Raw genomic sequence first — 25,298 nt, forward strand, 5'->3', positions numbered from 1 at the left:
TTCGCTCAGCATGGCGCGGCCAATATGGGCTCGGGGCTTCGCTGCCTGCAGTAGCTACAGGCTCTTATGCGGTGCGAATCCCTGCATTCCTTCGCTTCGGTACGGCGCGCGCGAACCATGCGTGGAGCGCTTAAGTGGCCGGATACTAAGCTTTTTTATTAACGACCGGTAAATTTTCTCGGTCCCTGGTTACAGTTTTGTGTCCTTTGCGCAACAGGGTAACCGGAAGCACGAGCCAAACGCTCGCTTCTGGCTGTTTGGAGATTGCGCCGGTCTGATCGTCTTGTATTTTCAACTCCGGAAGCAGGGGCGGTGATCGTCCTCTTCTTTGAAGTTGGGGATGGGGCAGGGAACGCTGTCCTTCAGCAAAAAGACCCAGACCCGAATGAAACTTTTGACTGGAGGTCAGAAAATGAACATCAAGAGCCTTCTTCTCGGCTCCGCTGCTGCTCTCGCAGCAGTATCCGGCGCACAGGCTGCCGACGCAATCGTCGCTGCCGAGCCGGAGCCGATGGAATACGTTCGCGTCTGCGACGCGTTCGGCACCGGCTACTTCTACATCCCCGGCACCGAAACCTGCCTCAAGATCGGCGGCTACATCCGCGTTGAGTGGAAGGGCGGCGACGTTCTCGGTCAGGACACCTACGGCTTCGACGACGAAGGTCGTTTCGCATTCGGCGGTGGCGACTCCTGGAACACCCGTACCCGTGCAACGGTTAAGTTCTCCACGGCAACGGACACCGAATACGGCGCCCTGAAGACCTACGCTGAAGTTGAGTTCCAGAAGGACAACAACAACGGCGGCTCCACCAACCTGGCGCACGGCTACATCGAATTCGCCGGCTTCCTCGTCGGTTTCACTGACTCGCTCTTCGCAGGCGGTTACATCGGTGGCGGCTTCTCGAACAACGACTACATCTACGTCAACTACGGTGATACGGCTCGCAACCAGATCCGCTACACCTACGGCGACACGAGCGCCGGCTTCACGTTCACCGCAGCTGTTGAAGACAGCTCCGACGCGAACGAACTGAACGCTGACACCTACGTTCCGAACGTAGTTGGCGGTGTTGGCTACTCGGGCGGTGGCTTCCAGGCATTCCTCGTCGGCGGTTACGACGGTGTTGTTGAAGAAGGCGCTATCAAGGGCCGTATCAACGCCACCTTCGGCGCATTCAGCGCATACGTCATGGCCGGCTGGAACACCGATGGCGACCAGCTGAACGACTACGCTCAGTGGTACGGTGACTGGGCTGTCTGGCTCGGTGCGAAGTACCAGGCCACCGAAAAGCTGGCTATCTACGGCGACCTGAACTTCATGGATCAGGGCGTTGGCTTCGACACCGACACCGCCAAGGTTGAAGCTTCGCTCGGTCTCGACTACGCCGTTGTTCCGGGCTTCAAGATCCGTCCGGAAGTCAGCTACGTATCTGACTTCAGCGACATCGCTGGCGGCGAAGCCAACGATTGGGGCGGCATGATCCGCTTCCAGCGCGACTTCTAATCTGATCTGACCTCGGTCAAATTGGAGAGAGCCCGGCCAAAAGCCGGGCTCTTGCCGTTTGAGAATGCCTAGATATTCGCGCCGTGACCGGTGGTGGCCTCAGGTGGCTGCTCTGCATGCTGCCCCACAAGGGCGCTACGAGGGTCTGTCTGACAAGGGGATTGGCACGTCGGGACTTTCGCGTCCCGATCAGTCCGGAAATCAGATGGAATCTATAAAGCCGGCAACGGCGGAAAATACGTCCCGCCTGTGCAGGAGCGGCGCATGGCCCTGCCCGATCGACAGATACTGCCGCATCCCTGGCTGACGCCCTGACATTTCGGCAAGCGTCTGCGCCGAAAGAAGCTTTGAGTGTTCGCCGCGAATCGCCATCAGCGGCATGTTTTCGAAAGCCTTGAATTGCGCCCAGAGGTCGGGCAGGGGACTTTCGAAATCCAGTGTGAGCAACTGCTGTGCAATCGCCGGATCGAAATCGGGATGGATGCCGCCGTCCTTTTCCACATAGATCGCCTCCGCCATATCCCGCCAGTCTTCGTCCGACAGCACCGGAAAGCTCGCTCCATGCGTTGCCCGGAGGAATGCGGTCGCTTGCGCCCAGTCGCGCGGCCGTTCGCCGCGATTGAGGTATGTCGCAATCTCGAGCAGCCCGGCCGGCTCGATCACAGGGCCGATGTCGTTCAGGACAGCTCCGACCACGACATCCGGCCGCGAGGAGGCGAGAATGTGCAGGATCAGGCCGCCGCGGGACGTGCCAACAAAGACGGCGCGATCGATTCGAAGACTGGAGAGCGCGCTCAGCACATCGCCGTATTCGGCGGCGATGTTGTAATTCGCCTTGTTGTCATCCCTGGCCGAGCGGCCGCGGCCGCGATAATCCAGTGCCACGACGCGCTTTCCGGTCCGTTCGCGCAAGGCAATCGCGAACTGGTGGAAATCGCGCGAATTCCTGCTGAGTCCCGCAAGGCAGACGACGGGCGCCTTTTGTGCGCTGTCTCCCGACAGCGCACGATAGTCCCGGGCGTAGAGCGACAGGCCATCTGCGGCGGGGAAAAATATCTCTTCGAAGCTGCGGTCGGTTCCCTCGCTCATCGCTTGGCTTTATCCGATGTTGGCCGGGGGCGAGGAGAGAAGACGCATGCTGCTCAGCGCCCCATGCGCAGGTCTTGCACGATGTCGGCCTTCTGGCCCAGCCGCGTCTTGTAGACCTGATAGTTCTCCATCACCCGCTGAACGTAGCTGCGCGTTTCCGAAAAGGGAATGCGCTCGACCCAGTCGACGACCTCGTCGATCGGCCTGCCGCGCGGATCGCCGTAGCGCTGGATCCACTGGCCGACGCGGCGCGGGCCGGCGTTGTAGGCGATAAAGGTCAGGATATAGGAGCCATTGAAATCGTCGATCTGCTCACCGAGGAAATGCGCACCCAGCGTGGCGTTGTAGGCCGCATCGCTGGTCAGCCGTTCGGCGGAGTAGGCGAGACCGTAGCGCTTGGCGACACCCTGAGCCGTGCCTGGCAGAAGCTGCAGCAGGCCACGAGCATTGGCGGGCGAGACTGCGGCCGGGTTGAACGCGCTCTCCTGCCGGGCGATCGCATAGGCCAGCGCCTTCCCGGAGCCGGATATGTTGGCATTGGCGGGAATTACGCCGACGGGAAACGCCAGCGCGGCGACGTCGATCCCGCGCCCGAAGGCGATCTTGCCGACCTGTAGCGAAAGCTGGTGGTTTCCTGTCGTCTCCGCCCTTGCGGCTAGAAGTGCCAGTTCTCCGGGGCTCTGCAATTCCTCGGCAAGCGCGCGGTAAAGGCTGTCGGCCCGAAAGCCGTGACCCGCTGCCGTCAGCCGGTCGATCGCCTGCACGGCTTCCCGCGCATGGAAACGGTCACGCTCCGCAGTACTGGGCTTGGGATAGCTGACGTTGAGGTTTGTCTGTCCGATGCGGGCGGCGGCCAACTGCCCGTAGTAGGTGCCGCCGAAGTTGGCGGCCTTGGCGTAATATTCGCTCGCCTGCGGCGAGCCGTCCGTTTCCGCCGCCCGTCCCATCCAGTACCAGGCGCGCGAAACGGCCAGCGGACGGTTGGAAACGCTCAAGATGCGCCCGAAGTGGGGGGATGCGGTCTTGGCGTCCTTCAGCCCGCGCAGGGCGTACCAACCTGCATGGAATTCGGCCTCCACGACATCGGCTTCGCGCTTGGCGACATGGTGTGCGGCCACACGGTACGCGGTCTTGAAGTCGCCCTGGTCGGCCAGGCCGCGGCTTGCAATTCGCTGCTCCACCCACCATGCGGATGCGGCGGCCGTATCTCCGTTCGGCGGCGTTTCAGCGGAAAGCAGCCTGGCGGCAAGCGCGTAGTCGTCCTGTCGGTTCGCCAGTTCGGCGCGCAGGAACGTGTAGGCCGGGTCCTTGTGCCACGAGGAATCGACGGCCTTCACCAGTGCGTCGGCGTTCTTCGCCTTGTTGATGACGGCGGCCCAGGCGCGCCAGAGCGATTGCGCCTTGGCGAGATCGCCAAAGCGCTGCGCCTGCGTTGCCCGTTCCCGATAAAGCAGCATGTCCATGCGCTTGCGGTGATCGGCAACCGTGAGGATCGTTCCGAACTCGGAGAGAATTTTCGTCTCGGTATCACGGTCGAGCGTGTTGGCATACCAGAACGGGCGCAGTGTCTCGGCGGCGGCGGCAGCGTCGCCGCGGGCGAGGCGCGCGCGCGCCAGCGTCATTGCCCCTTCGACCGTTTCGGCCCGGGTCGTGCCGAAAGCGGCAAGCACTGCGTCGGGATCGGGGTTTTCGTTGGACATCGCCCGTTCGGAATTGGCCCGCAGGATCTTCAGGCCGGGCCAGCCCTTGAGGGACTTTTGCGCCGCCGCGATCTCGTAGGAGGGAACGCTCCTCTGTCCGGAAACCGCAATCGCCCAGGTCAGGATATGCCGGTCGAGGCTGTCCTGCTGCATGCCGTTGCGGATGCGCAACGCTGCTGGCACGTCGCGGTTCGAAAGCGCGTCAAGACCGCTCTTGAGTTCGGGCGCGACCTGTGTCGCCCCGCTGAAAGCTGCGATCGCCGCAGTCGTCTCGTGCGACGGCATGCCGGCCGCAAAACCCAGCGGCTTCAGGCGGGGCAGCGGCACCTTGCCGGACGGAAGCTCGTCGGCGGCGCACGGTGCGGCCATCGCCGACGCGAGCAGGATAAGTGCTGCAATGCCTGTGGTTCTGGTCATGAAGAGCCTGGCCCGCCGAATGTTCCCCGTGCGCGAAGCGCGTCCGAAACCGTCTGGTATGATTAGCGTCTCGTTTCGTTAATGAAGCGTTACCATGTCCCGTTCGCCTCCGCCGTCATTCGCTCGCAAGCAACCGGACCTGGCCTGTCCCGGGCCTGTCCCGGGACTTGTCCGTGAATGATGTGCGAAGTCAGAAAACGCGTTTTGCGCCGCTTGCCGCCCGACCGCCACATGATTATGGTGCGGCAGCATTTAATCAAGGAATACGGCCAAAGCATGGGTTCGGAGAGAACGCCTCTGGCCTCAGGAGTACTCGATGTTCAAGGGGTCCATACCCGCTCTCGTTACCCCTTTCACCGAAAGCGGCGAGGTCGACGAAGCGGCCTTTTCCGCCCATGTGGAATGGCAGATCGCCGAAGGCAGCAACGGCCTCGTTCCGGTGGGAACGACGGGTGAATCGCCGACGCTTTCGCACGCGGAACACAAGCGCGTGATTGAGCTTTGCATCGAGGTCGCGGCCAAGCGCGTTCCCGTCATCGCCGGTGCGGGTTCCAACAACACCCGCGAAGCCGTCGAACTGGCCGAGCACGCGGAAAAGGCAGGCGCAGATGCCATTCTGGTCGTCACACCCTATTACAACAGGCCGACCCAGAAGGGCCTTTTCGCCCATTATGCGGCGATCGCCGAAGCCGTCCGTCTGCCGATCGTGATCTACAACATTCCCGGCCGTTCGGTCGTCGACATGACGCCCGAGACGATGGGGGCGTTGCACAAGGCCTATCCGTCGATCATGGGTGTCAAGGATGCCACCGGCAAGATCGAGCGCGTCTCCGAGCAGCGCATCGCCTGCGGCAAGGACTTCGTCCAGCTTTCGGGCGAGGACGGGACTGCGCTCGGCTTCAATGCGCATGGCGGCGTCGGCTGCATTTCGGTGACGGCGAACGTCGCCCCGCGTCTCTGTGCCGATTTCCAGGCGGCGACGCTCGCCGGCAATTATGCGAAGGCCCTGGAATATCAGGATCGCCTGATGCCGCTGCATAAGGCGATTTTCATGGAGCCCGGCCTCTGCGGAGCGAAATATGGATTGAACCGCCTGCGCGGCATGAGCCGCAAGGTGCGCTCGCCGCTCGTGCCGACGCTCGAGCCTGCGACCGAGGCGGCCATCGACGCGGCCCTGCGGCACGCGGGCCTTCTGAACTGAGGCGCATCATGGCGACGAAGGCCGGGCCGGCGACGGTCAAGAAGATCGTGGCGGAGAACCGCAAGGCCCGCTTCAACTACGAGATCGTGGACACCTACGAGGCCGGTCTGGTCCTGACCGGCACCGAGGTTAAGTCGTTGCGCGAGGGCAAGGCCAACATCGCCGAGTCCTATGCTTCCGACGAGGGCGGCGAAATCTGGCTGATCAACTCCTATCTGCCGGAGTATCTGCAGGCGAACCGCTTCAATCACGAGACCCGCCGCCGCCGCAAGCTGCTTCTGTCCAAGCGCGAAATGCACCGGCTGCAGAACGCCGTCAACCGCGAGGGCATGACGCTCGTGCCGCTGAAGATCTACTTCAACGATCGCGGCCGTGCGAAGCTGGAACTGGCGCTTGCCAAGGGCAAGAAGCTGCACGACAAGCGCGAGAGCGCCAAGGAGCGCGACTGGAACCGGCAGAAGAGCCGGCTTCTGAAGGATCGCGGCTGACGGCTCCCCGGAAGCGGGAGCAGAAATCGCATGAAATTTCGGGAAGACACGCGCCGATAGCGCAATGGGCAATCCATCGGATCGCATGGCGCTTGGGCTTGCCTGCACGGGTGGGAGACTTCGTGGCGCTGCCTCGGCCCACTCCACCAAATGAGAGCGAGCGGACTTTCGGCGCGTCACAAGTGCGCCATGGCTCGCTACAGCGGGTCCGCATCAGAACTGCTGGTAGAACCTTGCGATCAGCGACTGCTGCAGGGCGGGAAGAAGCGCCTGCTCCTGCGCTCGCCGTTGCGTCTCGGATGCCTCCTGCTGTTGCGCCGTATCACTTTGCGTCTCGTCCGCAGCGGTGGCCGGCGCCATCAACGACGTCAGGAGCGCAGTGAGCTGCGTGCTTTCGACGGCGAGGCGCGCTTCGCCGCTGGGGGATTGGCCGGACGATCCCTCCGACTGTGCCGAAAGGCCGGCGGGAAGGCCGCTTGGGCGGTAGAGGAAGGAGAGCGCATCGCCATCGTCGTCGAACGGATCGGACGCAGACGGCAGGAGCTGCGCCGGCGACAATGCCGCCAATGCGGCCGCAGCCGCTTCGGTCCGGGTACCGGCCGACTGCGCCCTGCCGGCCGCAATGTCAAATGCGCCGCCGTTGATGTTCGAAATCGTACTCAGCATTTCCGTGGTCGAGCTCCTGCCTGGAAGATCTCCGTAGCAGGCTCGCGTGAAGAAATGCTGAGCGGGATGTGCGGGATTTTATCGATTTTTCCCGCTTTCTCCGCTTGCCGGCCGGTTGCGCCCGGTCAGTGTTGCAGGTCTTCCGCCGGATGTTCGGTCACGCGCGGCGCGCGCTCGGAAGGATCGCGCCCGATTTCTGCCTTCAGTGACACGAGATCGATGAAGTAGTCGGCCTGGCGGCGCAGGTCGTCGGCGATCATCGGCGGCTGGGTCGACATGGTCGAGACGACGGACACCTTCCGGCCGCGGCGCTGGAGGGCTTCGACGAGCGTGGTGAAATCGCCGTCGCCGGAAAAGATGACGAGATGATCCACCGTTTCGGACTGTTCCATGGCGTCGATCGCCAGTTCGATGTCCATGTTGCCCTTGATCTTGCGGCGGCCGAGGGAGTCGGTGAATTCCTTGGCGGGCTTGGTGACGACCTTGTAGCCGTTGTAGTCCAGCCAGTCGATCAGCGGGCGGATGGAGGAATATTCCTGGTCTTCGATCAGTGCCGTGTAATAATAAGCGCGCAGAAGATAGCCTCGCTTCTGGAAGGCCTTCAACAGCTTGCGGTAGTCAATGTCGAATCCGAGTGTTCGCGACGCGGCATAAAGATTGGCGCCGTCGATGAAGAGTGCGATCTTTTCGCGGGGATCAAACATTCAGCGATATCCTTTTGCCGAAAGCGCTTGAAAAATCTGTATGAATCCGATGCGTTGATGCGTACCCGGCTCAGAAACATTACAAACGAATGATATACGCGATTTAGGGCAGGGCCTAGAAATTTCCAAGCAAACCTAGGTTGAATACAGTGAAATTCTTGGCAGACCGCTGCGGGAGGCGCGTCGGGCCTTCACGTGTTCTGTCGGCAAGGAAAAGCTTGAATTCCCGGCCCATTGATTGTATCGGGGCTTTAAAACTCCGGAAATTCTCGAGCGTAAAGGACAGGCAATGGCCCGTGTCACCGTTGAAGACTGCATTGATAAGGTAGACAACCGCTTCGAGCTGGTTCTTCTCGCAAGCCACCGCGCGCGCCTCATTTCGCAGGGCGCATCGATCACCGTCGATCGCGACAACGACAAGAACCCCGTCGTCGCGCTGCGCGAGATTGCGGACGAGACGCTGTCGCCGGGCGACCTGAAGGAAGACCTGATCCACTCGCTGCAGAAGCATGTCGAAGTGGACGAGCCCGAGCCCGATGCGGCCTCGCTCGTCACCGAGGAGGCAGGCTTCGTTCTCGCCGAGGAAGACGAAGACCAGCCGGAAGTCGTCACCTTCGACCGTATGTCGGAGGAAGAACTGCTGGCCGGTATCGAGGGTCTTGTCCCGCCGGAGAAGAGCGACGATTATTGATGGCGCACGCGCCGTCGCATATATGAAAGCTGTGCAGTGCGCCGTCTTCTCGATCGGCGCACTTTTTCGTTGCCCGCCTTTGTTCCGGAACGGTCCAGTCCGTCCGGCATGAGTCGTTTGAAGATATAACTGCGCTCATTTGCGCCCGGCCGGGCGCCCGGCGCAGTGGGAGCAGCCGCCGGATGATGCGCCAATATGAACTCGTCGAGCGGGTTCAGAAATACAAGCCCGATGCGAACGAGGCCCTGCTGAACAAGGCCTACGTCTATGCCATGCAGAAGCATGGGCAGCAGAAGAGGGCGAGCGGCGATCCCTATATCTCCCATCCGCTGGAAGTGGCGGCGATCCTCACCGAGATGCGGCTCGACGAGTCCACGATCGCGGTCGCCCTGCTGCACGATACGATCGAGGACACGACGGCAACCCGCGCCGAGATCGACGAGCTGTTCGGCGAGGACATCGGCCGGCTGGTTGAAGGCCTGACCAAGATCAAGAAGCTCGATCTGGTATCCAAGAAGGCCAAGCAGGCGGAAAACCTGCGAAAGCTGCTACTGGCGATTTCCGACGACGTGCGTGTCCTCCTCGTCAAGCTGGCCGACAGGCTGCACAACATGCGCACGCTCGACCACATGACGGCCGAGAAGAGGGCGAGGATCTCCGAAGAGACGATGGACATCTATGCGCCGCTCGCCGGCCGCATGGGCATGCAGGACATGCGCGAGGAACTGGAAGACCTCGCCTTTCGGCATATCAATCCCGAGGCCTACGAGACGGTCACGCGCAAGCTGGCCGAGATGTCGCAGCGCAACGAGGGCCTGATCCGCAAGATCGAGGCGGAACTGGGCGAGCTGCTGGTCGCGAACGGCCTTGCGACCGCGATCGTCAAGGGGCGGCAGAAGAAGCCCTATTCGGTCTTCCGCAAGATGCAGTCCAAATCGCTGTCCTTCGAGCAGTTGTCGGATGTCTATGCCTTCCGCATCCTCGTCGACGACGTGCCCTCCTGCTACCGCGCGCTCGGTATCGTCCACACGCGCTGGCGGGTCGTGCCGGGGCGTTTCAAGGATTATATCTCCACCCCGAAGCAGAACGACTATCAGTCGATCCACACCACGATCATCGGTCCGTCCCGCCAGCGCATCGAGTTGCAGATCCGCACGCGCCGCATGCACGAGATCGCCGAGTACGGTATCGCCGCCCATTCGCTTTACAAGGACAAGGAGCCGGCGCCCAACGGCGAGAAGGCCGCTCCCTCCAATGCCTATGCGATGCTGCGGCGCACGATCGAATCGCTGGCCGAAGGCGACAATCCCGAGGAGTTCCTCGAGCATACGAAGCTGGAGCTTTTTCAGGATCAGGTGTTCTGCTTCACTCCGAAGGGGCAGCTGATCGCCCTGCCGCGCGGGGCGACGCCGATCGATTTCGCCTATGCGGTCCACACCAACATCGGCGACACCTGCGTCGGCGCCAAGATCAACGGCCGCATCATGCCGCTCGTCACCCGCCTCAACAACGGCGACGAGGTCGAGATCATCCGCTCTGGCATCCAGGTGCCGCCGCCGGCCTGGGAAGAGATTGTCGTGACCGGCAAGGCGCGCGCCGCCATCCGGCGTGCGACGCGTGCTGCGGTGCGCAAGCAGTATGCCGGTCTCGGCTACCGCATCATCGAGCGCACCTTCGACCGTGCCGGGAAGTCGTTTTCGCGCGATGCACTGAAGCCGGTTCTGCACCGGCTCGGCCAGAAGGAGGTCGAGGATGCGATCGCAGCCGTCGGCCGCGGCGAGCTTTCCTCGCTCGACGTGCTGCGCGCCGTGCACCCGGACCACCAGGATGAGCGTGTCACCGTGAAGCCCAATCAGGAGGAGGGCTGGTTCCCGATGCGCAGCGCCTCCGGCATGGTCTTCAAGCTGCCCGGCAAGTCCAAGGCGCAGCTGGACGCGATGATGGCCGCTGGCCCCGAGGCGCTGCCCATCCGTGGGCTCTCCGGCAATGCCGAGGTCCATTTCTCCGCAGGCGGCGCCGTGCCGGGGGATCGCATCGTCGGCATCATGGAGCGGGACAAGGGCATCACCATCTACCCGATCCAGTCGCCCGCGCTTCAGAAGTTCGACGACGAACCGGAGCGCTGGATCGACGTGCGCTGGGATCTGGACGAGGCGAACAATACCCGCTTCATGGCCCGCATCGTGCTCAACGAGCTGAACGAGCCGGGCTCCCTGGCGGAGGTGACCCAGGTGCTGGCGACCGGCGACGTGAATATTCGCTCGCTGACGATGAACCGCGTGGCCGCCGATTTCACCGAAGTCCAGATGGACCTGGAAGTCTGGGACCTGCGCCAGCTGAACCAGATCATCGGCCAGCTCAAGGAACTGAACTGCGTTTCCACGGTCAGCCGCGTCTTTACCTGAGACGCTGCCGGGGTGCGTCCGGTCAAAGCCGCCCGATACCGGGCGGTTCCATGCAGTTTTGCCGGCGCTTGCCCTGAAAAATGCACAAATGCCTATTTTTTGACCGGCGTGATATGCGTAAAGTGCATGGCTGAGGTACGTTAGTAACGCTGGTTGTTTGCTCGGATTTTACTATCTTTGTCCTCGGGAGGTCGAACCAGACAAGGGTTTAACCGATGTTGAAGCAGATCAGAAATTTCACCCGCGCCCTGCGCGTACCAACCGCTGCCGAACGCGAGACAGCTTATCTGAACGGCGCAATCGATCGCATCGATCTCGAATATCGCCAGCGTCAGATCGACCGCGGTCTGTTCCGCAAGCACTTCTAAGCAAAGATGCCGCCTTGTGGCGCAGCGAAACGCTTGCGCCACCTTGTGGCTCGTGGTGACGGACCGCCATTGAAAAGCCACCAAGCGATCGGCTATGTCTGAGCCATGTTGTTCCGACGCCGCAAGCCTGCGACCTGGCGTGATCGGGTCCGAGAATTTTTCTGGCCCCGCAAGGGGTTGAGCCGGCCGTTCCGTTATCTTGGCAAGCGAATCCTGCGATTGTCGGCCACGCCTCACGCGATCGCCACCGGCGTCGCCGTCGGCACGTTAAGCGCGTTCACGCCCTTTCTCGGGCTTCATGTGATCCTTGCCGTCCTGGTGAGCTATGTGCTCGCGGGAAACCTGGTCGCCGCAGCCCTTGCGACCACGTTCGCCAATCCGCTGACGCTTCCCTTCATCTGGGCCGGTACGTTCAGGCTCGGGGAGTGGCTTCTGGGTCTGGCTTCGGAGCACAGCGGCGGGCCAATTGACCTGCGCCACCTTTTCGAACATCTGAAGTTTGCCGATCTGTGGGCGCCGGTGCTCAAGCCGATGCTCGTCGGATCATTCGTGCTCGGCTTGCCTGTCGCGGTTTTGGCGTATGGCGCGACGCTGATCGGCGTGCGGATCTTCCAGCGGCGGCGGTCGCAACGCCTGGTCGGGCAGAGCGATCGAGCATTGTCGCCGCCGACGGTTTGAATTCGGCCAGTTCCGCTTGGCTCGTTGGAAACAGGATTGAGACATGATCATCGGCATCGGCAGCGACCTCATCGATATCCGGCGTGTGGAAAAGTCGCTGGAGCGCTTCGGCGAACGCTTCACGCGGCGCTGCTTCACCGAGATCGAGCGCCGGAAGTCGGACGGCCGCAAGAATCGCGCCGCCTCCTATGCCAAGCGCTTCGCCGCCAAGGAGGCCTGTTCCAAGGCGCTGGGTACCGGCCTGGCGCAGGGCGTCTTCTGGAAGGACATGGGTGTCGTCAATCTTCCGGGTGGCAAGCCGACGATGAAGCTGACCGGCGGGGCGGGGGAGCGCCTGAAGGCGATGACGCCGCCAGGGCACGAAGCACACATCCACATCACCATCACCGACGATTTCCCTCTGGCGCAGGCATTCGTCATCATCGAGGCGCTGCCCGTATCGCCGGCGCAGTAAGCGCGCCGCCAAGCGGCGCTTGCGGCATTTTCACGCCTGCGATTTCAATTCATTCGAACTTGCGCTAAGAGGGCGTCATGGTTGCACAAGAGGACAAATCAGGCGTGACAGAGAAGACTAAGAAGGCTGAAAGCGGCCTGTGGGAAAACGTCAAGGTCATCATACAGGCGCTCCTGCTCGCGGTCGTCATTCGCACGGTCCTGTTTCAACCTTTCACCATCCCGTCCGGCTCGATGATGCCGACCCTGCTCGTCGGCGACTACCTGTTCGTCAACAAGTTTTCCTACGGCTATTCGAAGTACTCGCTGCCCTTTTCGCCCGACCTGTTTTCGGGACGCATCTTCGCAAGCGAGCCGAAGCGCGGCGATATCGTCGTCTTCCGCTTTCCGCCGAACCCGGACATCGACTACATCAAGCGCGTCGTAGGCCTGCCCGGTGATCGCGTGCAGGTGCGCGACAGCGTCCTCTACATCAACGACAAACCGGTTCCGCGCCAGCCCGACGGCTTCTTCCGCGCAGACGGCCAGTACGACACCGGCGAGAACATCCCCCTCTTCCGCGAGACGTTCGACAACGGCGTGTCGTTCGACACGCTGGATACCCGCATCGGCACCATCGGCGACAACACGCGCGAGTTCCTCGTTCCCGAGGGCCACTATTTCATGATGGGCGACAACCGCGACAATTCCGCTGACAGTCGCTTCGACGTGGGCTTCGTGCCTGCGGAGAACCTGATCGGCCGCGCCAGCCTCATCTTCTTCTCTCTCGGCAACGACACCGCTTTCCGCGAAATCTGGAAGTGGCCCACCAACCTGCGCTGGGATCGCCTCTTCAAGGTCGTAGAATGAAATCGGCAAAGCCGTTGAACGAGGAAAATCGCGGCCGCCTCGAGGCCGCGATCGGATACGCCTTCACCAACAAGGAACGCCTCGACCGGGCGATCACCCATGCCAGTGCGCGCCCTGCCAAGGGAAGCAACTACGAACGGCTGGAGTTTCTCGGCGACCGCGTGCTGGGCCTGTGCGTTGCCGAAATGCTGTTCCAGACGTTCCGCGAGGCAAGCGAGGGCGAGCTTTCCGTGCGCCTGAACCAGCTTGTCAGCGCCGAGAGCTGCGCCAGCGTGTCCGACGATCTCGGCCTGCACCAGTTCATCCGCACCGGCTCCGACGTGAAGAAGCTCACGGGAAAGCCGATGATGAACGTGCGCGCCGACGTGGTCGAGGCGCTGATCGCCGCGATCTATCTCGACGGCGGCCTGGAGGCCGCGCGCGGCTTCATCCTGCGCAACTGGCAGAACCGCGCCAGGAGCGAACACGGCGGACGGCGTGACGCCAAGACCGAACTGCAGGAATGGGCACACGCCAACTTTGCCACGACGCCCGTCTATCGCATCGATGACCGCTCCGGTCCGGATCACGATCCGCGCTTCACGGTGACGGTAGAGATTGCCGGCGTGGCACCCGCGACCGGAACGGAGCGTTCGAAGCGCGCGGCCGAACAGGTGGCTGCGACCAGGGTGCTGGAACGCGAGGGCGTCTGGCCGAAGCCTGCCGGTTGAGGTGGCCATAAGGCTGGCTGCCCGCCGGCGATGGACACGAAAAGAATACCGACCCGAAATGAATTGAGTGCCGCCGCGACCTGTGCGCATGATGCATGCCGGCGGCGCAGAAGAGAACGGACTTTGCCATGACAGAACAAGAAAACGAAGCCGTGGAAGCCGGCGCTCCCACCCACTCCGGCTTCGTCGCCCTGATCGGCGCCACCAATGCCGGCAAGTCGACGCTGGTCAACCGGCTCGTTGGCGCCAAGGTCTCGATCGTCAGCCACAAGGTGCAGACGACGCGGGCGATCGTGCGCGGCATCGCCATCCACGACAACGCCCAGATCGTCTTCATGGACACGCCCGGCATTTTCAAGCCGCGCCGTCGGCTTGATCGCGCCATGGTCACGAGCGCCTGGGGCGGGGCCAAGGATGCCGACTTCATCATGTTCCTGATCGACAGCGAACGCGGCCTGAAGGGCGACGCCGAGACGATCCTGGAAGGACTGAAAGAGGTCCACCAGCCGAAAATCCTCGTGCTCAACAAGGTCGACCAGGTGTCGCCGGAGACGCTGCTGACGCTTGCGAAGGCTGCGAACGACGTCGTTCCCTTTGAGCGTACCTTCATGATCTCGGCACTGAACGGATCGGGCTGCGACGACGTCATGGACTATCTCGCCAAGGCCCTGCCGGAAGGCCCCTGGTACTATCCGGAAGACCAGATCTCCGACCTGCCGATGCGCCAGCTCGCAGCCGAGATCACCCGCGAGAAACTGTTCCTGCGCCTGCACCAGGAACTGCCCTATTCCTCTCATGTCGAGACGGAAAAGTGGGAGGAGCGCAAGGATGGTTCGGTACGCATCGAGCAGGTGATCTTCGTCGAGCGCGACAGCCAGAAGAAGATCGCGCTCGGCAAGAACGGCGAGGCGATCAAGGCGATCTCGATGGCTTCGCGCAAGGAACTGTCCGAGATCCTCGAACAGCCGGTTCATCTGTTCCTCTTCGTCAAGGTGCGCGAGAACTGGGGGGACGACCCCGAGCGCTTCCGCGAGATGGGGCTGGACTTCCCGCGCTGAGCTTGCCGCCGTCGCGCGGTCTCGGGGAGGGGCTGCGCGCGCTCGCCAGATTATGGAAGCCAGTTACGTCGCAGGTCGCAAGCCGCTCAGGCTTGCGACGCTTTTCGAGCCGTTCCGGCCTTTCTGGAAGGGCTCTTTTCCCTTGCCTGCTCCATCAGTCGCTGCATGGCCCATAGGCCGAGGTCGTCGATCGTCCGTGGCTCGCTGATCAGGTAGCCCTGGTAGAGGTCGCAGCCGGCCGCGGCCAGCAGCGCCATCTTCTCGGGTGTATCGACCCCTTCGGCCACGACCTGCATGTCCTGGGCATGGCAGAGTGCGATGACGGCGCGCAGGGTGGGGAGTGCGGCGGCATTGGCCAGGCTCTCGACCAGCGCCCGGTCGAGTTTGATCGTCTCGGCCGGATAGTCGATGATCTGCTGGACCGAGGTGTAGCCGGCGCCGAAGTCGTCGATGGAAATGCGGAAGCCCTTGCTGCGCAGCATGTCGATATTGCGCTGTGAGAGATCGCCGAGCTTGACGGCGAACGTCTCCGTCAGCTCGATCTCGATCGAGCGCGCCTCGATCCCGTAGCGGATCAGGCCGTCGCAGAACCGCTCGCAGATCGACTTGTTGTAGAGCTCGGCCGACGAGATGTTGATGCAGAGCACCGTGTCGGAACCGAAGAGCTGCCTGATCTGCCCATACTGCGACATTGCCTTGTCGATGACCCAGCTGTCGATCTTGCTGAACAGGCCGGTCGTCTCCGCGATCGGAATGAATTCGTCCGGCGTCACCCGGCCAAGCAAGGGCGACGTCCAGCGCAGCAGCGCCTCGCACGCCGAAACCCTGCCGCGACCGTCCACGATCGGCATGTAGACGAGATGCATCTCGTCGTCCGGGCACATGGTCTGCAGTTCTTCCTCGATCTGGCGCTGGCGCGTTCTCTTCTCGTGCAGGGAGCGCGAGTAGCGGGCAGAACCGTTCTTGCCCTGCGCCTTGGCCTGGTACATCGCCGCATCGGCGTTCGCCAGCAGCTCCTGCAGGTCGGCGGCGTCGTCGGGGAAGATGGCGATGCCGATGCTGGCGGTGACGGGATAGGACTTTTCCAGCATCTGGAAGCCGTCGGAGAAGAGACCCAGGATGGAGCGCGATATTTCGGTGATGGTGCCGTCTGCCGGGTTGGACTGCACCATGATGGCGAACTCGTCACCCGAAAGGCGCGCCACCAGCGCCTCGGGCAGCTCGCGGTGCTCCGTCACCGACCGGACGATGGCTTGGATGCGCGGCGCGAGCGTCCTCAGAAGCTCGTCGCCCACCTTGTGCCCGTATTTGTCGTTGACGAACTTGAAGTTGTCCACGTCGATGAACAGAAGCGTGCAGCCCGTGCCCGACCGGCGGGCGCCGTCGAGGATCTGGTTCGAACGGGCGTTGAAGTGTTCGCGATTGGAAATGCCCGTCAGCGTGTCGGTCCATGAAGCGGTCTGCACGAGGGCGAAAGACTCCACCACGTTGTCGTGCAACTGCTTCATGTTGGCCGATAGGCGGCCGATCTCTCCGGCCTCATCGCTTGGCGCCAGTTCGCTGCGCCGTCCGGACATGACCTCCATCAGTTGCTTGTCCAGCCGGGCGACCGGGTTGGTGATGAAGCGGCGGACAAGGACCAGCACGATTCCAATGGTGAAAAGGCTGAGGACCACAGCACCGGCCGCAAGCAGGAGCTTGAGATTCAGAAGCTTTGAATCGAGATGGTCCTGCGGCGGTGTCAGGCGGGCATGCAGCGAAGGCCCCAGCCTGACCGTGGCCGATAGCGCGCCCTTGGCGGTCAGCGGATGGGTCGATATCTCGATCTTCGCGCCATATTCCCGTTCGAGCGCCTTCTTCATGTCGAGAAACGGGCGCGGCAGCACGGCCGTCTGAATCAGGATAGATCCATCCTTGGCGCTGGAGACGGGCTGGTTGAACGTCAGCGGATCGAGAAACTGGGAATGCACGATGAGGGGAGAGGCCCCTTCCGGCTCGATATAGGACCATCCGGAGAGCTTCGGGCTGTCGATGATGCTTCGCGCGTGCTCCAGTTGCTCCGCCGAGATCTCGGCGAATGGATCCTGGCTGTTTTCATAGTAGAAATCGACCGACAGCGGCGGGCGGATGATGGCGAGCGAAACGAAGCGCGTCGCATCCTCCGAAAGCGATTTGATGTTCTTCTGCATCAGCACGCCTATGGCGTTGCTGCGATAGCTGGCGTCCGGCTCGCTGACGAAAAGTCTTACCGCATTGCCCTCGACGAGCGAGTAGATCAGGCTCTTGTTTTTGGTGACGTCGTTTTCGAACACCGCTCCGAGAAGGCCCAGCTTCTGCCAGAGGCGGGCGCGCTCAAGGCCGAGAATGGACTGGCTCTGGCTGAAGTAGAGAAGGCTGGCTGCCAGTACGTAGCCTGCAAGAACAACCGGGAAGATGAGGACGAAGGCGCGTTTACCGAGAGTCACGTAACTGAACCAGGCTGCTGATGATGCGTCTGCGGGATTGCACGGATTGGATGGTCAGTTCTTCCTGATGCTGGCTCTTTGCCAGGATCTCCGGTGCCGTGAAGATCTCGGGATTGTTGCGCATCTCGACAGGCAGGAGCGACATCGCCTCCCGGTTCGCGATCGGCATGTTCAGCGCGATCGCGTTGCGCGCCGCGTTTTTGGCGTTCGAGATATGGTTGAGCAGGTCCAGCGCCTGCGGCATTTTCTTCGACCGCTCCGTCAGGGCCATGCAATCCAGCCAGAAGAGCGTGCCCTCCTTGGGGACGGCGTAGTGCCAAAGCCCTTCGGTGCCGACCTTTTCGTTCAGGACGTGCTGGTCACCGCTGTAGCCGAGCGCCATCTGGATCTCCGGCCCGACCTCCGGGTTCTGGATCGAGGTGATGACGTAGTCGTAGGTGAGCACGAAGGGCTCCTGCGCCTTCATCAGCTGGTAGGCTTCCTTGAGCGTCTCGTTGTCGTTCGCGTTGATCGACTTTCCGAGCAGGACCAGGGCCGGCACGAAGGCCTCGTTGTGGTCCTGGTACATGGCGATATGGTTTCGCATGGGTTCGGCCGGCGCCATGAGGTCGGCCCAGGAAGCCGGCGCCGTCTTGACTGCGTCGGATCGATAGAGAATGCCCATCGTTCCCCAGAGATAGGGAACGCCGTAGCCGCCGCAGCGCCGTGTCCAGCTGTCGTCATATTCCGACAGTGACGGTACGTTTTCAGGAGTGAGGGCCGTCAGCACTCCCCGTTCGCCGAAAAGCCGCGCGCCGTTTTCGCCCGTCACCACCAGGTCCACATCACTCAGCGGATCGGAGAGGACCTGGTCGCGGGCGTCGCCGCTGTCGTAGTAGGTCTGGTGCACCTCGTATCCGGTCTTCTCCGTCCATTCTTTCAGGATGGCGTCGTCGATGTAGGATTCCCAGATCAGCAGGTTGAGCGTTTCGGCGGATGCGCCGGATGGTGGCGTGCAGAACGCGGCGAGTGTCGCAGTCGCGACCAAGACAGATTTCCGCATATACAGGCCCCGGCTTTCCCTTAACGAGACAAGGATAGCGAGCAACGATTGAGGAATTCTTACAGGAAAACCCCGCGTTGAACCTTCACGAACACATTGCGCTGCACTGCGAGGTTGCTAGGTTGCCAAAGAGGTAACTGTCGGAGAGGCGTGCATGGGAGCGGAACTTTCTTCACTGCTGGGTAGGGTTATCGGTAGCGGCCAGCTGCTACTGGTCGATCCATCCGGCGGGCAGACGCACTTTGGTGACGGTTCCGGCCGCGCGCTGCGCATACGCCTTGCCGATGCGGAAGTCGGCGGGGAGATCGCCGCCGACCCGGCGCTGAAGCTGGGCGAGGCCTATATGGACGGGCGGCTGGTCGTGGAGGAGGGCGATATATTCGATCTGCTGTCGCTGCTGCGCCGCAACGGGATCCGCCGCGTCGCGACCCCGCGGCTCAAGGCGAAGGGGCTGCTGCGCCTGCTGGCCTATCAATTTGGCGCCCGAATTCCAGTCAATCGCAACCGCAGGAACGTGGCGCATCATTATGACCTCGACGCGCGCCTGTTCGATCTTTTCCTCGATCACGACTGGCAGTATTCCTGCGCCTATTTCCAGCCGCGCGGCATTTCGCTTGATGAGGCGCAGACGGCCAAGAAGCGGCATATCACCGCCAAGCTGTTGCTGCAGCCCGGCCAGCGCGTGCTGGAGGTCGGTTCGGGCTGGGGCGGCCTCGGCATGTACATGGCCGAAAGCTCCGGCGTGGATGTGACCGGCATCACGCTCAGCGAGGAGCAACTCACCGTCTCCCGAAACCGCGTCGCCGAGCGCGGCCTCTCCGACCGGGTGCGCTTCGAGCTGACCGACTATGTCGACCTGAAGGGCGAGTTCGACCGTATCGTCTCGGTCGGTATGTTCGAGCATGTCGGGCTTGCCAATTACGACAGGTTCTTCAAGACGATGGCGCGGGTTTTGAAGAAGGAGGGCGTGATGGTCCTTCACTATATCGGCCGGGTGAAGCCCGCCTACAGCATCAATCCCTGGATCGAGAAGTACATCTTCCCCGGCGGCTATCTGCCGGCGCTGTCGGAGGTGCTGCCCGCAATCGAGCGGGCAGGCTTCCTGGTGAAGGATATTGAGATGCTGCCGATGCACTATGCCTGGACGCTGAAGGCCTGGCGGGAGCGCTTCGTCGCGCGGTGGGACGAGGCGGCGCGTCTCTATGACGAGCGCTTCTGCAGGATGTGGGAATTCTATCTCGCGGCGATGGAGGCAGCGTTCCGGCACGATCGCCTGCCGATCATCCAGCTGCAGCTTGCCCGCCATCAGGATGCGGTACCCTATGCGCGCGACTATATCGGCGAGGCGGAAGCTTCGCTCAAGGCGTTCGAGGCGCAGCGCCCACCGCTCGCCCCGGTCCGCTTCCGGCGCTGACGCGCGCTATAAGCTGTGGACTCCCTCAGATCTGGCGATTGGCGTTCGCCGGGCACGGCACTATGGTCGCCGCCCGCCGAAGCGTTTGCCCGCGCTGAAGGCGCGGCGCTTCCAACGGCAAGATTGCACAGGAGACTTCGATGGCTGCCACACCGCTCAAGATCGCCAACACGATCGCCGCCGAGATCAAGGCGACCTCGGCGCAGGTTTCGGCTGCAGTCGGGCTCCTTGACGAGGGCGCAACCGTCCCCTTCATCGCGCGCTACCGCAAGGAAGTGACCGGCGGGCTCGACGACACCCAGCTCCGCGTGCTCTCCGAACGGCTTGTCTATCTGCGCGAGCTGGAAGCGCGGCGCGCCTCCATCCTCGAAAGCATCTCCGGGCAGGGGAAGCTCACCGACGAACTCGCCGCCAAGATCGCAAGCGTTTCCACGAAGGCCGAGCTGGAAGACATCTACCTGCCCTATAAGCCCAAGCGCCGCACCAAGGCCGAGATCGCCCGCGAACGCGGGCTCGGCCCGCTCGCCGATCGGATCCTCTCCGAACGCGACAAGGCACCGGCGGATCTGGCGCAGGCCTTCCTCAGCGCAGAGGTACCGGATGCCAAGGCCGCTCTCGAGGGCGCGCGCGACATCGTTGCCGAACAGATCACGGAAAACGCGGACCTCTTGAAGCGGCTGCGCCACCATATGAAGGAGAACGCCTTCCTTCGTTCGCGCGTCGTTGACGGGAAAAAAGAGGTTGGCGCCAAGTTTTCCGACTATTTCGAACATACCGAAAGGTGGGCGACCGTTCCGGGCCATCGCGCGCTGGCGATGCTGCGCGGCTGGAACGAGGAGGTGCTGTCCGTCGACATCGTCGTGGATCAGGACAATGTGGAACAGGTCAAGCCTGTCGAGCGGATCATCGCCTCCTTCTACGCGCTCGGCCAGAAGCCGGGTGACAAGTGGCTGGCGGAGGTCTTCGGCTGGACGTGGCGGGTGAAGCTTTCCATGTCGCTGTCGCTGGACCTGATGCGGGAGATGCGCGAGCGCTCGGAGGAGGAGGCGATCCGCGTCTTCGCCCGCAACCTGAAGGATCTGCTTCTGGCGGCACCTGCTGGAACGCGTGCGACGATGGGGCTCGATCCGGGTATCCGCACCGGCGTCAAGGTTGCCGTCGTCGATAACACCGGCAAGGTGCTGGAGACCACAACGGTCTATCCGTTCCCGCCGAAGAACGACGTGCGCGGCACGCAGGCCGAACTCGCCTCGCTGATCCGCAAGCACAAGGTCGAGTTGATCGCGATCGGTAACGGAACCGGCAGCCGCGAGACGGAAAAACTCGTCGCCGACATGCTGGCTGTGCTGCCCGCGCCCAAGCCCACCAAGGTGATCGTGTCGGAGGCCGGTGCATCCGTGTACTCGGCGTCGGAGACCGCGGCTGCCGAGTTCCCGAATCTCGATGTTTCGCTGCGCGGTGCCGTCTCCATCGCCCGCCGCCTGCAGGACCCGCTCGCCGAACTGGTGAAGATCGAGCCGAAGTCGATCGGCGTCGGCCAGTACCAGCACGATGTCGACCAGGGCAAGCTCAGCCGTTCTCTGGATGCGGTCGTCGAGGATGCGGTGAATGCGGTCGGCGTCGACCTGAACACCGCGTCCGCCCCGCTCTTGGCGCGCGTTTCCGGGCTTGGAAAATCGTCCGCCGACGCGATCGTCGCCCATCGCGACGCCAATGGTCCTTTCGAGAGCCGCAAGGAACTGCTCAAGGTGCCGCGTCTCGGTGCGCGCACGTTCGAACAGTGTGCCGGCTTCCTGCGCATCCCGAACGGCAAGGAGCCGCTGGACGCATCCTCCGTCCATCCGGAAGCCTACGGCGTCGCCAAGAAGATCGTCGCCGCGTGCGGCCGCGACGTGCGCAGCCTGATGGGGGACAGCGCGGCGCTGAAGAAGCTCGACCCGCAGTTGTTCGTCGACGAGCGTTTCGGCCTGCCCACGGTGAAGGACATCGTGGCCGAACTGGAAAAGCCCGGCCGCGACCCTCGCCCGGAATTCAAGACGGCGACCTTTGCCGACGGGGTCGACGACATCAAGGATCTGAAGGTCGGCATGCTTTTGGAAGGGACGGTGACGAACGTCGCAGCCTTCGGCGCCTTCGTCGACATCGGCGTCCATCAGGACGGTCTCGTCCACGTCTCGCAACTGGCGGATCGCTTCGTCAAGGATCCGCATGAGGTGGTCAAGGCAGGCGACGTCGTGAAGGTACGCGTCACCGAGGTCGACGTGGCTCGCAAGCGCATCGGACTGACCATGCGCAAGGACGGCGGCGGCGAGCAGCCGGCCCGCGATCAGCGCCGCGACGCGCCACGCGGCGGCAACAGCCGCGCGCAACCGCCCAAGCCGCAGCCGCCTGCACAGGGCGCGTTCGGGGCGGCGTTGGCCGAAGCGATGAAGCGGAAGTAGCGCTTGTGCGAAGCGCGGCAGACATTTGTGCCGGAACCGAACGGCTATCGAAGAGCGTTAACGCTGAAGCCCGCTCGATCTTGAGAGGAATCGTCTGACAGTCGCTTTATGCGGCTCGCAACGACGGAGGAGTGATGAATGGGACAAGTTTTGCGTCTGCCGGCGAACGAGGTTGAGCGTCTGGTTGCAGTGCGCGCGCTTGACCTCGCCGATAGCGGTCCCACGCCGGAGCTTTCCGCCCTCGCCAATCTGGCGCAGGGGGTGTTCGACACGCCGTTTGCCGCGGTCAACGTCATCGACGAGGATTGGCAGCGTGTCGCCGGCCAGGCTGGAATAGCACTCGGCGAATGCGCGCGTGAGATCTCCATCTGCACGCGGGTCGTTCATGCAAATGATGTCGTCGTCATTCCCGACCTGGCCAGGCACGCGGAGCTGTGCGACATGCCCTATGTGACGGGTGAGCCCCGTTTCCGCTTTTATGCCGGCGCGCCGGTGGTCACCGAGGCTGGACTCGTGGTCGGCGCGTTCTGTGTGCTCGATACGCGCCCGCGCTCGCTGAGCGAGGCGGAGGTGAAGAACCTGCGCCGCTTTGCGATGGTGGCGGGCGCATTGCTGCGGCTGCAGACGGCCAACATCGTCATGGGGCTGGCCGAAAGAAGCCTGCGGGCTGCAGCCGTCACCGATCCGCTGACCGGATTCTATAATCGTCAGGCGCTGCCGACCTTCGTGGACGAGGCGATGGAGGACGCGCTGGCCGCGGGCAGGCGGTTCGGCGCCCTCTATCTCGATATGGACGGCTTCAAGGGCATCAACGATCGCTTCGGCCACCATGCCGGCGACCAGGTGCTGAAGCAGGCCGCTGACCGCATCCGTTCCGTCATTCGTGCCGGTGACATGGCCGTGCGCATGGGGGGCGACGAGTTCGCGGTGTTCCTGCCTGATCCTCCGGATGCCGGCGCGCTGCGCTCCCTGTCCGAGCGCATCGTCGCAACCTTCCGCGATCCGTTCCAGGTCGAGGGCGTCGAACTGAGCGCGCAGATCAGCGTTGGCGGCGCGGTGGCGCCCGATCAGGGAAGAACCAGGGTCGAACTGCTGAAGGCCGTGGACACGGCGCTCTACGAGGCCAAGTCCGCCGGGCGAAACGGCTATCGCATCCTTGGCGGTTGACGCGCGCTACGTTTCCAGCTCGCCCTTCAGCGCCTCCAGTACGCTGACGGCGTGGCCCGCATACCGACTGATCCAGCGGTCGTGAATGGCCTTGATCGGCAGCGCATTCAGATGGTTCCAGCGTTCCCGCCCCTCGCGCCGGGCGATCACCAGTCCGGCATCTTCAAGAACCTTCAGGTGCTGCATGACAGTGCAGCGGTCCATCTCCGGGAAAATCTGGCAAAGCCCGCCGGTGGTCATCGGCGTTTCCTTGATGGCGTCCAGCATCTGCCGGCGCTTGCCGTTCGCCAGCGCCTTGAAGATCGCATCGTCGGCCGATTCGCTTGACATGTTATATTTTTATAACATAATTGCGGCAGGTTCAAGCGATGATGGAGGATGGCATGACGCTGGAGTTTCGCGTGAACGGCCGGATTGCAAAGCCGGTGGCCGAGGTGTTTGACGCCGTGGTCGATCCGAACAAGCTCAGCGGCTACTTCACCACGATCGGCGGGGCGAGCGCACCGCTCGTCGCCGGAACGACCGTCACCTGGTGGGGTTCCGCGCCGGTCATCGTCGAGGAGGTGGAGGAGAACGCCCGCATCGTCTTTCGCTGGGACGCGATGGTGGACGAGGGCGAGGAGGCCTACAGGACGCGCGTGGAGATGCGCTTCACCCCGCTCGACGACGGTGGCACGATGGTCACGATCGCCGAGGCCGGATGGCGCGAAGACGCACGCGGGCAGAAGAGTTCGTACATGAACTGCGAAGGCTGGTCGCAGATGCTTGCCTGCATGAAGGCCTATCTCGAATACGGCATCAACCTGCGCCACGGTTACTATCCGAGCGAGTTGAAGGGCGTGGTCGCATCGGAGCAGCAGGAATTCGTCTAGGGAGGCGATGCCGTCGATCTCGCGCCGAAAGCCGACATCGCCTGATCGCCGCCAGAACCCGGCGCCCCGTTGGCGCCGGGTGATGCGTCCTCAGATGGCGGCGGACCCCACCGCCGACGGGGACGCGCCGGCAATCGGCGTTCCATTCAGGGGCGCGCTCTGGGGCACTTCCTGCTGCAGGACGACGACGCGCGTATTGACGGGAATGCGTCCATAGAGATCGATGATGTCCTGGTTGAACAGCCGGATGCACCCGCTCGACACCGCCTTGCCGATCGACCAGGGTTCGGAGGTTCCGTGGATGCGGAACAGCGTGTCGCGGTCGCCTTGGTAGAGATAGAGCGCCCGCGGCCCCAGCGGGTTCGTCAGGCCCGGTTCCATGCCGCCAGCCCATTGCGCGTTGCGCTCCGGTTCGCGAGCGATCATGTTCTGCGTCGGCGTCCAGCGCGGCCATTCGGCCTTGCGCCCGATCCGCGCGGAGCCTTCAAATTCCAGGCCCGCCTTGCCGACGCCGATGCCGTAGCGCATCGCCATGCCGTTTTCCTGCACGAGATAGAGGAAGCGGTTACTCGTATCGATCACGACGGTCCCCGGCAGCTCTGATGTCGGATACGCGACCTGCTGGCGGAAGTATTTCGGGTCGACTTTCGAGATGTCCATCGCCGGCAGCGGGAACCTTTCGTCCGGATGTGCGCCGTACATCGCCACATGCATCGGATCCGGTCCCTTCTTCACCGGCTTTCCGGTCGAGACACAGGCTGCGAGCGGCAGACAAAGCAGCAGGAGGGCGGCGACGCGCAACGGGGAAGCGGCGCGGGGCAACGGCAGAGGCATGATAAACTTGACCTTTTGGCTTTCCGGAATCGGAACGGTGGGAATGTGTTCCCTCCGGAGCAAAAGAGGCGATGGCGTGGCG

23 protein-coding genes are annotated in these 25,298 nt (G+C 62.9%); 15 read left to right on the forward strand and 8 right to left on the reverse strand.

The window, feature by feature from the left end:
- Positions 1 to 412 precede the first annotated feature (412 nt).
- Positions 413 to 1,504 (forward strand): porin, encoded by a 1,092-nt coding sequence (locus HV823_RS03255; protein ID WP_176948312.1) that lies wholly within the window; start codon positions 413 to 415, stop codon positions 1,502 to 1,504.
- 201 nt (positions 1,505 to 1,705) lie between these two features.
- Here HV823_RS03255 and HV823_RS03260 read toward each other — a convergent pair whose 3' ends face one another.
- Together HV823_RS03260 and HV823_RS03265 are read right to left on the reverse strand one after the other, a co-directional pair.
- Complete coding sequence (locus HV823_RS03260; RefSeq protein ID WP_176948313.1) at positions 1,706 to 2,593, reverse strand: alpha/beta fold hydrolase; 888 nt, start codon at positions 2,591 to 2,593, stop codon at positions 1,706 to 1,708.
- Positions 2,594 to 2,646: 53 nt separating this feature from the next.
- Positions 2,647 to 4,710, reverse strand: a complete 2,064-nt coding sequence (locus tag HV823_RS03265) for a lytic transglycosylase domain-containing protein (RefSeq protein WP_425487631.1) — start codon at positions 4,708 to 4,710, stop codon at positions 2,647 to 2,649.
- Positions 4,711 to 5,026: 316 nt separating this feature from the next.
- Here HV823_RS03265 and dapA point away from each other — a divergent pair, with 316 nt between their 5' ends.
- A complete protein-coding gene (gene dapA / locus HV823_RS03270; protein WP_176948314.1) occupies positions 5,027 to 5,911 on the forward strand; it encodes a 4-hydroxy-tetrahydrodipicolinate synthase in 885 nt (294 codons plus the stop codon).
- 8 nt (positions 5,912 to 5,919) lie between these two features.
- Positions 5,920 to 6,399, forward strand: coding sequence for an SsrA-binding protein SmpB (gene smpB / locus HV823_RS03275; RefSeq protein WP_176948315.1), 480 nt, complete (start codon positions 5,920 to 5,922; stop codon positions 6,397 to 6,399).
- A 213-nt stretch (positions 6,400 to 6,612) separates the two neighbouring features.
- Here the strand turns inward: smpB and HV823_RS03280 are convergent, their stop codons facing one another.
- The gene (locus HV823_RS03280) at positions 6,613 to 7,065 is read right to left on the reverse strand and encodes a hypothetical protein (RefSeq protein WP_176948316.1); all 453 of its coding nucleotides are present in this window, start codon (positions 7,063 to 7,065) and stop codon (positions 6,613 to 6,615) included.
- A gap of 125 nt (positions 7,066 to 7,190) precedes the next feature.
- Positions 7,191 to 7,769, reverse strand: coding sequence for a LabA-like NYN domain-containing protein (locus tag HV823_RS03285; RefSeq protein WP_176948317.1), 579 nt, complete (start codon positions 7,767 to 7,769; stop codon positions 7,191 to 7,193).
- A 289-nt stretch (positions 7,770 to 8,058) separates the two neighbouring features.
- Here HV823_RS03285 and rpoZ point away from each other — a divergent pair, with 289 nt between their 5' ends.
- The 8 genes from rpoZ (at position 8,059) to era (ending at position 14,981) form a co-directional block, all read left to right on the forward strand.
- Entirely contained in the window at positions 8,059 to 8,460 is a 402-nt protein-coding gene (gene rpoZ, locus HV823_RS03290; RefSeq protein WP_097139243.1) for a DNA-directed RNA polymerase subunit omega, read from the forward strand.
- A 182-nt stretch (positions 8,461 to 8,642) separates the two neighbouring features.
- Complete coding sequence (locus HV823_RS03295; RefSeq protein ID WP_176948318.1) at positions 8,643 to 10,865, forward strand: RelA/SpoT family protein; 2,223 nt, start codon at positions 8,643 to 8,645, stop codon at positions 10,863 to 10,865.
- Between the two features lie 215 nt (positions 10,866 to 11,080).
- Positions 11,081 to 11,233, forward strand: coding sequence for a DUF3563 family protein (locus HV823_RS03300; RefSeq protein ID WP_176948319.1), 153 nt, complete (start codon positions 11,081 to 11,083; stop codon positions 11,231 to 11,233).
- Positions 11,234 to 11,338: 105 nt separating this feature from the next.
- On the forward strand, positions 11,339 to 11,911 hold the full coding sequence (locus tag HV823_RS03305; RefSeq protein WP_176948320.1) for a DUF2062 domain-containing protein: 573 nt from the start codon (positions 11,339 to 11,341) through the stop codon (positions 11,909 to 11,911).
- A 43-nt stretch (positions 11,912 to 11,954) separates the two neighbouring features.
- Entirely contained in the window at positions 11,955 to 12,365 is a 411-nt protein-coding gene (acpS, locus tag HV823_RS03310) for a holo-ACP synthase (protein ID WP_176948321.1), read from the forward strand.
- A 77-nt stretch (positions 12,366 to 12,442) separates the two neighbouring features.
- The gene (lepB, locus tag HV823_RS03315; protein WP_210270686.1) at positions 12,443 to 13,213 is read left to right on the forward strand and encodes a signal peptidase I; all 771 of its coding nucleotides are present in this window, start codon (positions 12,443 to 12,445) and stop codon (positions 13,211 to 13,213) included.
- Positions 13,210 to 13,923 (forward strand): ribonuclease III, encoded by a 714-nt coding sequence (gene rnc, locus HV823_RS03320; protein ID WP_176948323.1) that lies wholly within the window; start codon positions 13,210 to 13,212, stop codon positions 13,921 to 13,923. The genes lepB and rnc overlap by 4 nt, the downstream gene beginning before the upstream one ends.
- Positions 13,924 to 14,051: 128 nt before the next feature.
- Complete coding sequence (era, locus tag HV823_RS03325) at positions 14,052 to 14,981, forward strand: GTPase Era (RefSeq protein WP_176948324.1); 930 nt, start codon at positions 14,052 to 14,054, stop codon at positions 14,979 to 14,981.
- 86 nt (positions 14,982 to 15,067) lie between these two features.
- On the opposite strand, the gene HV823_RS03330 is transcribed toward era, so the two are convergent.
- Together HV823_RS03330 and HV823_RS03335 are read right to left on the reverse strand one after the other, a co-directional pair.
- Positions 15,068 to 17,446 carry an EAL domain-containing protein gene (locus tag HV823_RS03330; RefSeq protein WP_176948325.1) on the reverse strand — a complete coding sequence of 793 codons (2,379 nt, stop codon included), beginning with the start codon at positions 17,444 to 17,446 and terminating at the stop codon, positions 15,068 to 15,070.
- Positions 17,433 to 18,488, reverse strand: a complete 1,056-nt coding sequence (locus tag HV823_RS03335; protein WP_176948326.1) for an ABC transporter substrate-binding protein — start codon at positions 18,486 to 18,488, stop codon at positions 17,433 to 17,435. The genes HV823_RS03330 and HV823_RS03335 overlap by 14 nt, the downstream gene beginning before the upstream one ends.
- Positions 18,489 to 18,642: 154 nt before the next feature.
- On the opposite strand from HV823_RS03335, the gene HV823_RS03340 reads away from it, so the two are divergent.
- From HV823_RS03340 to HV823_RS03350, 3 genes are all read left to right on the forward strand, one after another.
- Positions 18,643 to 19,902, forward strand: a complete 1,260-nt coding sequence (locus HV823_RS03340; protein ID WP_176948327.1) for a cyclopropane fatty acid synthase — start codon at positions 18,643 to 18,645, stop codon at positions 19,900 to 19,902.
- 140 nt (positions 19,903 to 20,042) lie between these two features.
- The gene (locus HV823_RS03345) at positions 20,043 to 22,343 is read left to right on the forward strand and encodes a Tex family protein (RefSeq protein ID WP_176948328.1); all 2,301 of its coding nucleotides are present in this window, start codon (positions 20,043 to 20,045) and stop codon (positions 22,341 to 22,343) included.
- Positions 22,344 to 22,481: 138 nt separating this feature from the next.
- The gene (locus HV823_RS03350) at positions 22,482 to 23,510 is read left to right on the forward strand and encodes a GGDEF domain-containing protein (RefSeq protein ID WP_176948329.1); all 1,029 of its coding nucleotides are present in this window, start codon (positions 22,482 to 22,484) and stop codon (positions 23,508 to 23,510) included.
- Positions 23,511 to 23,516: 6 nt separating this feature from the next.
- Here the strand turns inward: HV823_RS03350 and HV823_RS03355 are convergent, their stop codons facing one another.
- Positions 23,517 to 23,840, reverse strand: coding sequence for an ArsR/SmtB family transcription factor (locus HV823_RS03355; RefSeq protein WP_176948330.1), 324 nt, complete (start codon positions 23,838 to 23,840; stop codon positions 23,517 to 23,519).
- A 53-nt stretch (positions 23,841 to 23,893) separates the two neighbouring features.
- Here HV823_RS03355 and HV823_RS03360 point away from each other — a divergent pair, with 53 nt between their 5' ends.
- Complete coding sequence (locus HV823_RS03360) at positions 23,894 to 24,382, forward strand: SRPBCC domain-containing protein (protein ID WP_176948331.1); 489 nt, start codon at positions 23,894 to 23,896, stop codon at positions 24,380 to 24,382.
- A 90-nt stretch (positions 24,383 to 24,472) separates the two neighbouring features.
- On the opposite strand, the gene HV823_RS03365 is transcribed toward HV823_RS03360, so the two are convergent.
- Entirely contained in the window at positions 24,473 to 25,216 is a 744-nt protein-coding gene (locus tag HV823_RS03365; RefSeq protein ID WP_176948332.1) for a L,D-transpeptidase, read from the reverse strand.
- Positions 25,217 to 25,298: the final 82 nt, after the last annotated feature.

The organism is Mycoplana rhizolycopersici (assembly GCF_013378445.1).
Lineage (GTDB): Bacteria > Pseudomonadota > Alphaproteobacteria > Rhizobiales > Rhizobiaceae > Mycoplana > Mycoplana rhizolycopersici.

Bases quoted from the DNA above. Each gene is read 5' to 3' on its own strand.
- HV823_RS03360 (WP_176948331.1), top strand. From the start codon at position 23,894: ATGACGCTGGAGTTTCGCGTGAACGGCCGGATTGCAAAGCCGGTGGCC.
- HV823_RS03335 (WP_176948326.1), bottom strand. From the start codon at position 18,488: ATGCGGAAATCTGTCTTGGTCGCGACTGCGACACTCGCCGCGTTCTGC.
- smpB (WP_176948315.1), top strand. From the start codon at position 5,920: ATGGCGACGAAGGCCGGGCCGGCGACGGTCAAGAAGATCGTGGCGGAG.
- HV823_RS03265 (WP_425487631.1), bottom strand. From the start codon at position 4,710: ATGACCAGAACCACAGGCATTGCAGCACTTATCCTGCTCGCGTCGGCG.
- rpoZ (WP_097139243.1), top strand. From the start codon at position 8,059: ATGGCCCGTGTCACCGTTGAAGACTGCATTGATAAGGTAGACAACCGC.
- rnc (WP_176948323.1), top strand. From the start codon at position 13,210: ATGAAATCGGCAAAGCCGTTGAACGAGGAAAATCGCGGCCGCCTCGAG.
- HV823_RS03300 (WP_176948319.1), top strand. From the start codon at position 11,081: ATGTTGAAGCAGATCAGAAATTTCACCCGCGCCCTGCGCGTACCAACC.
- HV823_RS03285 (WP_176948317.1), bottom strand. From the start codon at position 7,769: ATGTTTGATCCCCGCGAAAAGATCGCACTCTTCATCGACGGCGCCAAT.
- lepB (WP_210270686.1), top strand. From the start codon at position 12,443: ATGGTTGCACAAGAGGACAAATCAGGCGTGACAGAGAAGACTAAGAAG.
- HV823_RS03365 (WP_176948332.1), bottom strand. From the start codon at position 25,216: ATGCCTCTGCCGTTGCCCCGCGCCGCTTCCCCGTTGCGCGTCGCCGCC.
- HV823_RS03345 (WP_176948328.1), top strand. From the start codon at position 20,043: ATGGCTGCCACACCGCTCAAGATCGCCAACACGATCGCCGCCGAGATC.
- HV823_RS03295 (WP_176948318.1), top strand. From the start codon at position 8,643: ATGATGCGCCAATATGAACTCGTCGAGCGGGTTCAGAAATACAAGCCC.
- HV823_RS03350 (WP_176948329.1), top strand. From the start codon at position 22,482: ATGGGACAAGTTTTGCGTCTGCCGGCGAACGAGGTTGAGCGTCTGGTT.
- acpS (WP_176948321.1), top strand. From the start codon at position 11,955: ATGATCATCGGCATCGGCAGCGACCTCATCGATATCCGGCGTGTGGAA.
- HV823_RS03340 (WP_176948327.1), top strand. From the start codon at position 18,643: ATGGGAGCGGAACTTTCTTCACTGCTGGGTAGGGTTATCGGTAGCGGC.
- HV823_RS03355 (WP_176948330.1), bottom strand. From the start codon at position 23,840: ATGTCAAGCGAATCGGCCGACGATGCGATCTTCAAGGCGCTGGCGAAC.
- era (WP_176948324.1), top strand. From the start codon at position 14,052: ATGACAGAACAAGAAAACGAAGCCGTGGAAGCCGGCGCTCCCACCCAC.
- HV823_RS03255 (WP_176948312.1), top strand. From the start codon at position 413: ATGAACATCAAGAGCCTTCTTCTCGGCTCCGCTGCTGCTCTCGCAGCA.
- HV823_RS03305 (WP_176948320.1), top strand. From the start codon at position 11,339: ATGTTGTTCCGACGCCGCAAGCCTGCGACCTGGCGTGATCGGGTCCGA.
- HV823_RS03280 (WP_176948316.1), bottom strand. From the start codon at position 7,065: ATGCTGAGTACGATTTCGAACATCAACGGCGGCGCATTTGACATTGCG.
- HV823_RS03260 (WP_176948313.1), bottom strand. From the start codon at position 2,593: ATGAGCGAGGGAACCGACCGCAGCTTCGAAGAGATATTTTTCCCCGCC.
- dapA (WP_176948314.1), top strand. From the start codon at position 5,027: ATGTTCAAGGGGTCCATACCCGCTCTCGTTACCCCTTTCACCGAAAGC.